The sequence below is a fragment of the Paraburkholderia sp. RL17-381-BIF-C genome (assembly GCF_046026435.1).
Taxonomy (GTDB): Bacteria; Pseudomonadota; Gammaproteobacteria; order Burkholderiales; family Burkholderiaceae; genus Paraburkholderia.
Genome location: NZ_JARESX010000133.1, coordinates 1 through 9,982 on the forward strand (window position 1 = coordinate 1; position 9,982 = coordinate 9,982).

The 9,982-nt window shown below is 58.6% G+C and carries 9 protein-coding genes; 5 read left to right on the forward strand and 4 right to left on the reverse strand.

Going from position 1 to position 9,982, the window contains the following annotated elements; all coding sequences use genetic code 11:
• The first annotated feature begins 53 nt into the window (after positions 1-53).
• The 3 genes from P0D70_RS35540 (at position 54) to P0D70_RS35550 (ending at position 2,072) form a co-directional block, all read left to right on the forward strand.
• Positions 54-935, forward strand: a complete 882-nt coding sequence (locus P0D70_RS35540) for an RNA polymerase sigma-70 factor (RefSeq protein WP_408187962.1) — start codon at positions 54-56, stop codon at positions 933-935.
• A gap of 178 nt (positions 936-1,113) precedes the next feature.
• Positions 1,114-1,593 carry a carboxymuconolactone decarboxylase family protein gene (locus tag P0D70_RS35545; RefSeq protein WP_091805789.1) on the forward strand — a complete coding sequence of 160 codons (480 nt, stop codon included), beginning with the start codon at positions 1,114-1,116 and terminating at the stop codon, positions 1,591-1,593.
• 71 nt (positions 1,594-1,664) lie between these two features.
• Positions 1,665-2,072 (forward strand): cupin domain-containing protein, encoded by a 408-nt coding sequence (locus tag P0D70_RS35550; RefSeq protein ID WP_408187957.1) that lies wholly within the window; start codon positions 1,665-1,667, stop codon positions 2,070-2,072.
• Between the two features lie 875 nt (positions 2,073-2,947).
• Here P0D70_RS35550 and P0D70_RS35555 read toward each other — a convergent pair.
• From P0D70_RS35555 to P0D70_RS35565, 3 genes are all read right to left on the reverse strand, one after another.
• The gene (locus tag P0D70_RS35555; protein WP_408187958.1) at positions 2,948-3,625 is read right to left on the reverse strand and encodes a DedA family protein; all 678 of its coding nucleotides are present in this window, start codon (positions 3,623-3,625) and stop codon (positions 2,948-2,950) included.
• A gap of 192 nt (positions 3,626-3,817) precedes the next feature.
• Positions 3,818-4,696 (reverse strand): hypothetical protein, encoded by an 879-nt coding sequence (locus P0D70_RS35560; protein ID WP_408187959.1) that lies wholly within the window; start codon positions 4,694-4,696, stop codon positions 3,818-3,820.
• Positions 4,697-4,701: 5 nt separating this feature from the next.
• On the reverse strand, positions 4,702-5,457 hold the full coding sequence (locus tag P0D70_RS35565) for an SDR family oxidoreductase (protein WP_408187960.1): 756 nt from the start codon (positions 5,455-5,457) through the stop codon (positions 4,702-4,704).
• An 803-nt stretch (positions 5,458-6,260) separates the two neighbouring features.
• On the opposite strand from P0D70_RS35565, the gene P0D70_RS35570 reads away from it, so the two are divergent.
• On the forward strand, positions 6,261-7,469 hold the full coding sequence (locus P0D70_RS35570) for an NAD(P)/FAD-dependent oxidoreductase (protein WP_408187963.1): 1,209 nt from the start codon (positions 6,261-6,263) through the stop codon (positions 7,467-7,469).
• A 116-nt stretch (positions 7,470-7,585) separates the two neighbouring features.
• On the opposite strand, the gene P0D70_RS35575 is transcribed toward P0D70_RS35570, so the two are convergent.
• On the reverse strand, positions 7,586-8,086 hold the full coding sequence (locus P0D70_RS35575) for an Ohr family peroxiredoxin (RefSeq protein ID WP_091805803.1): 501 nt from the start codon (positions 8,084-8,086) through the stop codon (positions 7,586-7,588).
• A gap of 807 nt (positions 8,087-8,893) precedes the next feature.
• Here P0D70_RS35575 and P0D70_RS35580 point away from each other — a divergent pair.
• Entirely contained in the window at positions 8,894-9,919 is a 1,026-nt protein-coding gene (locus tag P0D70_RS35580) for a LysR family transcriptional regulator (RefSeq protein WP_408187961.1), read from the forward strand.
• The last annotated feature ends 63 nt before the right edge of the window (positions 9,920-9,982 follow it).

The following is a 9,982-nucleotide window of genomic DNA, read 5'->3' on the forward strand; positions in this document are numbered from 1 at the left end:
GAGCGTTATTGGACCGGCGCTCATGTATTCACACGGCTGGAGAGATCATGTTCATGAATGACGACGCTCGTGCCTTCAATGGGCTTCGCCCTCGGTTACACAAGATTGCGTATCGGATGCTGGGGTCGATTGCCGAGGCCGAAGATATCGTGCAGGACGTCTGGCTGCGCTGGCATGCAGCGCCCCGGGAGGCCATCGAAAATGTTGAGGCGTGGCTCGTCGCGGTTGCGACGCGCCTGTGCATCGACCGTCTTCGCGCCGCAAAAATTCAACGTGAGCATTATTCAGGTATATGGTTGCCGGAACCCGAGATGACCGACCCTTCTGCTACGCCAGAAGGGGTCAAGGAACGCGCCGACGACGTCTCCGTGGCTTTTCTGATGCTGCTCGAGAGGTTGACCCCGGAGGCACGCGCAGCGTTCCTGCTACGCGAGGTATTCGACGCGGACTATGACGAAGTCGCCGAAACCATCGGCAAGACGGAGGCCGCGTGCCGCCAACTGGTCAGCCGCGCCAAAGCGCAACTACGCGAAGAGCGGCCACGCTATGCCGTGCCGCGCGAAACGCATCTCCGCCTGCTGCAGACGTTCGCGCAGGCGCTGGAGCGCGGCGATTTCACCGCGATCAATGCCTTGCTGACCGACGACGCAATGCTGATCGGCGACGGCGGCGGCAAGGTGCCGAGTTTTCCGAAGCCGATGGTGGGCGGCCGGCGCATCGCACAGCTTTTCTACGCCTCGTACCGGCGCTACGGCAGCGAACTCCGCGTCAAGCTCGTGATGCTCAATGGTCAATGGGCGCTGCTGCGATTTGTCGAGGGCGAGCTCGAATCGGCGCAGTCATTCGAAACGGATGGCACGCGCATCGTCCGTATTCTCGTGCAGCGTAATCCCGACAAGCTGGCGCGTATCGCCGCGGTACACTGCAACACCTGAACGCTGCTATTTCTCCTGCCTGTGCGCGCCAGGTTGCGTTTGATTGGTGCCAAAGAGACAACACCATGATCCCGTTTGCGGGTCTACCGCGCTACGCCACGTCGACCTACGATGACTTCGTGCGGCGCATTGCCGCTAACGACATCCGCCAGGCGCGAGTACTCACCAGGAGAAGTCCATGACACAGCGTATCAACTACATTCAGCAATCGCCGGAACTGTTCAAGAAATTCCTTGAGTTCAGCAATCAACTGAAGGACAGCGCAATCGAACAATCGATCCGCGATCTCGTTTCGACCCGCGCGTCACAGATCAATGGCTGTGGCTTTTGCGTCGACATGCACGTCAAGGAAGCACGCCTGCACGGCGAGCGTGAACTGCGACTCCATCACCTGGCGGTGTGGCGCGAATCGACGCTCTTCGCGCCGCGCGAGCGCGCCGCACTCGCGTGGACTGAAGCGTTGACCAAGCTTGCCGAGCTGGGCGTGCCGGACGATATCTACGAACGCGTGCGTACCCAGTTCTCCGAGAAGGAACTGTCCGACCTGACGTACGAAATCATGTCGATCAACGCATGGAACCGCGCGAACGTCGCATTCAGGACCGTGCCGGGTTCGGCCGACAAGGTATTCGGCCTCGACAAGGCTAACCTCACCTGAACCGTCTGGTTCTTCTGTTCCTTTCCACCGTCGTTCCGCATGTGCGGAACGCGTTATTTGGCAGGCACATCATGTTTTCACTAAAGAACACCGCAATCGTAATGCTCGTCGTCGCGGGCGCGCATATCGGCGGGGCCTGTGCGGCGGCTCCTGAAGCCGTCGTGACACAGCTGATGACAAAGCCGCTCGACGACTTTCCGGGCAAGGAAGCGCTGATGATCACCGTGACCTATCCGCCGGGTTCTGTCGATCCAGTTCATCGGCATTACGCGGACGCCTTCGTCTATGTGCTGGAGGGTTCGATCGTGATGCAGGTCAAGGGCGGCAAGGAGGTCACGCTCACGCCTGGACAGACTTTCTATGAAGGTCCTAACGACGTGCACACCGTCGGGCGCAACGCGAGCCAGACGCAACCCGCGAAGTTCATCGTGCTTCTTCTGAAGAACAAGGGGGCGCCTGTTCTCGTGCCAGAGAAGTAAGCACGCTCGTGCGGCGACGCTCTGATTTTGCCCAATTGGCTTGCCAAGGGCATCGGCGTTGGCGTCGTCGCGGGCCGCTTCCACTTCCGGCGGATCTGCGCAGGTAAAGCGCGCCCAGATGCATCCGCCACAGAGATTGGAAGCATTAGACTTTGCCGTAAGCGGCGTCAACAGGTGCCGGCTTGCCTCGGTTGAACTGCTCATGTGCTCTCCCGTAAGGCCGCGGCCATCCTTTGCGCGGCTGGGTCCATTTCATCTTCCTTGAAGGGCACGACACCCATCACCAGACCTTGGCTCACACTGTGCCGCCGGGTCTATCGTCCCAATGGCGCCGCGTCGACACGCGCGGACGTCACTCTTCGAACGGAAGAGCACTCGTCTAGCTGTGACAGGCGGCTCACGACGTCCAGACCGGCACAAGCCAACGGGACCTCGATCAAACCTTGCCAGTGTGTCAGCGCCGTGTGTTCAAACGCCTGTGCGCGAGTCAATTTCCGAGAAGTGACGCGAATCACGTCGTTCTCCGTTGGCCCTGACGGGGTATTGACCGCCTCGTTTTGGAACGGCGCTACGCTTGCCTTGGCCAGGTCGCACTCGCGACCTTCGACAATCCTGATGATCTCGTGAATCCTGGAAACAATGCGTATGAGCAGACGTCTGAGTCTGGCATTGCTCAAATTTCCACTCCCGGTTCGACCAACCATGGGGTGCTGCAAGGCAGTGAGACTGCAGACTCAATTCTGTGTTTGCGCGAAACCATGTGCCTGGTGACGAGAAAAGACACAAGGCTTACGAATATCGGACTAGACGAATCTGGGCTATTCGACGCTTGAGTGAGGGCCTGCGGTCTTCGTGCCGCTGTGGTCCCGCGTTGATCAGCAATAACCCGCGATGTCGGCGGCACAGAGGGGCGTGCCCGCTTGCCTGCCTACGACCGGGGGGCGTGTGCGAGCCCTATGAGCAAACCATACAGGGCAAAGAAGACCCACCGCGACGATGCCCAACAACGACACCTGCCATCCAGATTGGTGAACGCGTGCGAACAATCCGTGGAGTCGATCGGCCAGCAGCGCACCTGCGAGGAGACCAGCGCATGCCCATATGCATACGCTGGCGCAGTCGTGCAAAATAAAGGAGCGCGTTTTAATTGCCATTGCTCCGCAAAGAGGAACGGCGACCAACGAAAGGCCGGGCACGAAACGGACAATCATTAATGCACGCGCGCCACGTTGAGAAAAGAAGCACTCGAATCTGGCAACGCATGATTGCTTCACGAACGACAGCCTACATACCAACTGAAGGGCGCGTCTGCCGTAGCGCTTGCCGCCTTGAAACCAGAGCAAGTCGCCAAGAACTCCACCGGAAACGGCGGCGGCGAGCAGAATGGCGAAGTGGAGCAGTGCGCGCGCGAGGTCATATCTTGCAGTAGCGATGCTCGCGCCGACCGTCATCAGGGCTGTGATGGAGGGAAACGGTAGACCGAGCGACGAGGCTAGCACGCTGAAGAATACGATCAACGCTCCATACTGGGAAAGCAACTCATGGGTAAACATTGGGTAATCCTATGGAAATGATTTTGTCGTGGTCGTAGCATTCGAGCGGGAAAGATCAGCATGAGATTTATCAGTACTCGTTTCTGGTGAATTAAGAAATCGTTTGCGTTGATGGCGCATGAAGCGAATCTGAATGCGATTTGAACTCGGTGCAGCGCCGATGGCTCACTTCGATAGTCCGGTTGTGCGCAATCAGCTTCGGAGCGCTCCACCCAGCCACAGCGCGAGGTTGACCGAGTAACGGTGGATGTCCCGAAGGGCTTGCGGCTCGGTCTGCATCCCGTTCCCAGGAGGTTCGGTCACAAAGCTCGGGCAACCCAGTCGCGTGTCCCAGTTGTAGTCCGCAAAATGATGAAAAGTACTTTGGGCGATTGCGGGACCTCCGCGGACCGAAGGTTCGAATGCGACTGCAAGATTAAAACTCTTTCCTGTTACTTTGCTTTTGCCTCGTGCGATCACTCGAGCCGGTTCATGCTCAGGAGCGTCGACGGCACCTTCATGGGGGTGTGCGGGCAGGAACCGGATTGCGCCACCAGGAGAGTCAGGGTCTGCCAATACGGGATGGGTGGGTCCAACAATCGTGACTTCCTGAAAGTCTCCGTTTGTGCCCGAGTGAAAATTGGGCCAGGAGATGTGGGGTGAGAATGGGTCGTCCGCCACACGCCTGGATTGGTCGGGGTCGAGATTGCGCGTGTGGAAGTGATGTGCCTTGCCCACCCCGCCCAAACTGCACAGCGAACTGCCCAGATCCATGTGATCCCTGGTGACCAACAAACCACGACCTGCCCGTCGGAATCGCGTGATCCCCTCGCAATCTTCGGAGGTCAGACCGTCGCCTTCGTCAACGGCAAACAACCACAACTCGTCGAACCCGGTTTCATCGAGTCGGGAAAGAATCGGGTCCGGTTGCCCAAGCCGCTCGCGGTCCCGACCAACGACCCTGAACGTCACGCGCCCTTCAGGATCCTGATGTGTTTGCAGTAATTCCGCCAGGCGGCTGAATCGCGCGATCGACCAGTCGTCGCTGCAAGGCAGGATGGTCGTTTGAAGCAGGATCTGGATGGTACGCATGATGGTTAGTTAGTCATGTCAATCAATTGGAGCCATTCGTCGAGACCTATGCGGCCGAGGCGCGCCTCGCCCAGAGTCACGAGCGAATGCTTCTCGACCAGGCCGCCGAAATATCGTGCCTCGGGGTCTTTTACTACCTCACGCGGATCGCCGGCGGCCGTCAGATAGCGGGCGATGATTTCGTTGAACGGCGCTCGGTCCGGGCCGGCGATCTCGACGATGCCGTTTCGCGGCGCCGTGAGCGCCACATCGGCAACGATCGCGGCAACGTCGTCAGCCGCGATGGGCTGGAACAGGCCTGGCGAAACCCTGATTACGTTTCCATCCGCACTCGACGCGGCGATACCGCAGAGGAATTCCATGAACTGCGTGGAGCGGATGATGGTGTAGGGGATGCCGGAGGTCTCGATCAGCTTCTCCTGCGCGACCTTGGCGCGGAAATAGCCATTGTCGGGCGTCCGGTCGATTCCGACGATGGATAGCGCAACATGGTGCCGGACACCTGCTGCGGCCTCAGTCGCGAGAATGTTTCGGCCGGACGTCTCGAAGAATTCCAATACCGCCTTGTCATCAAACGATGGTGAATTAGCGAGGTCGATCACCACCTGCGCGCCGGCCAAGGCGTCCTTGAGCCCCTCTCCTGTGATGCTGTTGATTCCGCTTCTTGGCGAGGCGGCGACGACCTCGTGTCCGTTCTGGCGAAGAATGACGACGGCCTTCGAGCCGATCAGGCCGGTGCCGCCGATGACGACGATTTTCATGGTTTGCTATCCTTTGTCGACCACTCGATACCCCACGCGGGTTCGAATGCAGATGAGGAAAAACCTGGGATTTTTCGCGGATGAATCGACCTGATATCGCGATATTCCCACGATCAACTCGCACTTTAGTGACCCGCGTTCGGGCTGCCTTGAGGCCGACAACCACGGGTGGCCGCACGTGGGCCCAACCTTCCGCCGCAGCGCTGGTTCCGATGGACAGCCGTCCTCGGTGTTGCCGGTTGAAGTGAACTCCGACAGTGCATTTTGCGGGCCGGATGCGCCCTGAACGTGCGCTATGCTCGTTAAAGCACATCGTGATCGTAGGCGGGTGCCGTCTGTTGCGGTAGACATCCAAACAGACACACGGCGTTTCCCGTCCGGCACCAATCAAAGACAGATCAAGGGCTCCGCCCGTCGGAAAGCGCCGCCCTTTCACTGCGCATGTCATCTACGGACAATTGCCCGCACTCACGCTCGGACATCGACTCGGTTTTGCGCAAAGGACGTAAGCGGGGCGATTGATTCCGCTGTCGTACCGTCTCGTTGATTGTTGCACTCGAGGCAACATGATGAGTTCGCTCGCGGGGCTACTGCCCTTCGATGTCCGAGCCTACGATCTGTCCTGACGGTGCCGCGCAAGCGACGTCTGTAGCGTCGCTTGCGTGCGCGGCCGCCATCGTTCTCCGAGTTCGGGAATCATGCTCAGCGATCTCGACACTCGCCGCTGAATAAAGCAGGCACCCGTTGCTATGAGTTCGGTGCTTATCGTCGACTTCGTAATTTTTCAACCGAAGGCAATCATCATGTCGCAGAAAATCCTGATAGTGGGTGCCGGCTTCGCTGGAGTGTGGGGTGCACTAGGCGCAGCTCGCGTCCTCGATGGTGCTGGCGTAAGGACCAGTGACGTTGAAATCACATTGATCTCTCCGAAGCCCGAATTGCAGATCCGTCCGCGGCTGTATGAAAGCGAGCCGCAGCGGATGGCTGCACCGCTGCGTCCGCTTCTGGACGCCGTGGGCGTAAAGTTTCTGGAAGGCAGTGTCGAAGCGATATCCGTTCATGACAAAACGGTAAGTGTCGTGTCGGCCAACGGGTCGACGCTTTCGCTCGCCTATAACCGGTTGCTGTTGACCAGTGGCAGCAGGTTGAACAGGCCACCAATTCCGGGCCTGGCGGAGTACGCGTTCTCTGTCGATCGTATCGAGGACGCGGTAGTGCTCGACAACCACTTAAGAGAACTGGCGAAACGGCCGGATTCGCCGGCACGCAACACTATTGCAGTTGTCGGATGTGGCTTTACGGGTATCGAGGTAGCAACTGAATTGCCTAAGCGAATCCGCGAGTTGTTTGGTGCCGACGCGGCAGTCCGCGTGGTCGTGATCGGATCCCAGGACGATATTGGTCCCGATCTCGGCCCCAATCCTCGACCGTATGTATCTGAAGCTTTTGACTCGCTGGGCGTTGAGACAGTACTTGGATCTGGCGTGGTGTCGGTCGACGCGGACGGGGTTCGCACTGCGGCGGGTAACCGTATCGAAGCCATGACTGTGATCTGGGCGGGTGGAATGCGTGCCAGCTCGCTGACTGCGCAAGTTTCCTCGCATCTTGACCCACTTGGACGTGTCGAGGTCACACCTGATCTTCGCGTGCCAGAAGCACCTGAAGTATTTGTAGCGGGCGATGTTGCGCGAGCTCGGAGCGACGACGACGGGCACTATGCATTGATGTCCTGTCAACACGCTATCGTGATGGGGCAATTCGGTGGGCACAACGTGGCAGCAGACCTGATCGGCGTTCCGACACTCGAATACAGGCAGCCGTTCTATGCGACCTGCCTCGACCTCGGCGAGTGGGGGGCTATTTACTCGGAAGGCTGGGATAGACAGATCAAACTGACGCACGCAGAAGGAAAGACACGCAAACAGATGATCAACACGCAGTGGATCTACCCGCCGGCGCCGAACCGTACCGAAGCGTTGGCAGCGGGTAACCCGCAAGCGTCCTTCGGCTAACCTGTTGGCGCCGCCCTGGCTGTTGCGGTGAGCGGAGTGCGTCAGTCACGTGCGCCAGCGGCAATGAACGTCTTCAACAGACAATCACACGTTGCTGTCGCGCGAGAGGCGTTGAGTCAATCAACAACGGTCACGATATTGACAGTCCCTTGTCTGGCCATCTTCGCATACGGACACAGGCGTTCAGCGGTCCGAACCATCTCTTCCGCTACGCCTCGGTCAACGCCCGGCATCCGAACCCGAACATCGATGACCAATGCATAGCCTCCATCCATGGGATCACGACCGAACGCAACCTGCACTTCCACAACAGCATCGTGGATATCCATTGCAGCGCGTTTCCCGATCAGGTTTAGCGCCCCGTGAAAGCACGCCGCAAAACCCGCGGCGAACAACTGCTCGGGATTGGTCCCGTTACCGGGGCCGCCGAACTCAGTGGGTAGCCGCAGTTCCGCGACAAGATTTCCGTCATCTGAACGAGCCACACCAGATGCACGACCGTGTCCCGTCTCGCCGCCGGAAACGGTGACAGTGGTTGTGTACAGTGGACGAAAATCCCGGCCCCGATACCTGTCGAGGAGAGAAAGCGGGGGAGCTTGCAGCTTCTTGTCGTCCATGGTGCGGTCTCGAGTTCAGTGAAGCGCGTTCCGGCTCTCAGCCGTCAATTTGTCGAAGCCTGCCTTATCGGTGCGGCCCGCACTCGCAGGAGCAAGCACGGTCTCCGGGACTTCGAGGCGTTGAATGGAACGAACGATCATATAGTAAATGGGGCGACCTCTCGCTCGCCCCGATTTCTGGTCGGCGACGGGACAACGCCGTCCCATGGTAGATGAGCGCGGATGGCAACGGTAGAGTCGTCCAGGGAGACATGATGTTTCCGGTTTGGCGCCAATCCAAATTGGTCATACGAAACTGAAACGCGCGCGACACGCGCTCAAGGTGGCTGATCGATACGTGGATCGCGCGCGGGCGTGTGGATGGACGTCGGATATCAAGACGGGCGGGTCTCCATGAGCCGGGCGAAGCAGATGAAAATTGAGTGAACCCAATCGCATCGGCCAGATGATAGCGGCCGAGTTCAGCAATTTTTTGCACCAGGCAAGTGCTAGACTTCTACACGTCAGACCGCAGTCTGACGGCGCCGTATGCGGCCGTCTCGACGGGCCAGACAGAGCGGAATAAGGAACACTTGTAAGGAAATCCTGACCGTCCTTGATGCAGCCGGCGGTATCTGTCCGGCTAAAGCGTTGGTCCCGGACTGTTGTGCGATGGTCCCCGAGCTGCATTCATAGGCGTTCCCCGTCTCGCCCGGGCCGCGTCAATCACGGTCACCAGCTGTAGCACGAATAGTCGTTGTCGGCGCGAGAACGCATGCTGGCGCCCTGGACGACTCACCCGTTCATGTGTCAGTAGTGGGGCCATCAATGGATCAATCGGATACATCACAGCGAGGCTTTCGCGTTGGCATACCAAATAACGCTGACGCCTTGTCTACCTGTTTCGCGACGAGCTACGCGGGGATCATCGCGTTCATGGCGGTCGCGACCGAGGGAAGCTTCGTCAAAGCCGGGGAACGATTGGGGATTGGACGCTCGGCCGTCTGTCGAAATGTTCAGAAGCTTGAAACACAGCTAAGCACTCGCCTTTTTCTCCGAACGACAAGGACCACAAACCTGACGCAGGAGGGCGAAAGGTTCTTCGAGAACTGCAACCAGGGCGTGACCCATATCGTCGAGGCAATGAACGACATGCTGGACCTCCGCCAAGGTCCACCTCGTGGCTTCGTTCGAATCCGCTCGACAGTTGGATTTGGACGCAAGGTGGTTGCTCCGTTGCTTTTCAGGTTTTCCGAGGTTTACCCGGATATCGCGGTAGATCTAAGCCTGGATGACAGGCCCGCCGATTTCGCTGCAGAACAGATCGATGTCGCGTTTCGCGATGGGTTCATTGAGGACTCGAGCATCATTGCGAAACAGCTCATTCCAATGCAGAGGGTACTCTGCGCATCCCCTGCTTATGCCGAAGAGCGGGGACTACCCTCTACGCTGGACGATCTGGCGCAGCACGACTGTATCAACCTGCGATCCAACGGTCGCGTCTTTGAGTGGGATTTCAAGGTCGACGGACATATGCGAAAGTATCTGCCGACCGCCAGATTGACGTTCAATGATGCAGACCTGGTATTGCGGGCAGTCCTGGAAGGTCGCGGAATTGCCCAGATGCCGGGCTATCAGATATGTGATTACGTCGCGCGCAACGAACTCGTCATGGCCTTAAGGCGGTACTTGCCGGACGACCGGGGCCACTACATCTGCTATCTCTGCCGACAGAATCTGCCGTCGCGCATTCGCGTGCTTGTCGATTTCATGACGGAGGAGATTCGGGCGCTCAACCCATTCTGCCTGGGGGAATTCAATCCGGACGATTTGGAAAACGGGTGTCAGGCGTGAGGCGACTCATAGACCCCATATGTGGTGCGATCACATTATCGATATGCTTCGCGGTCACAAACC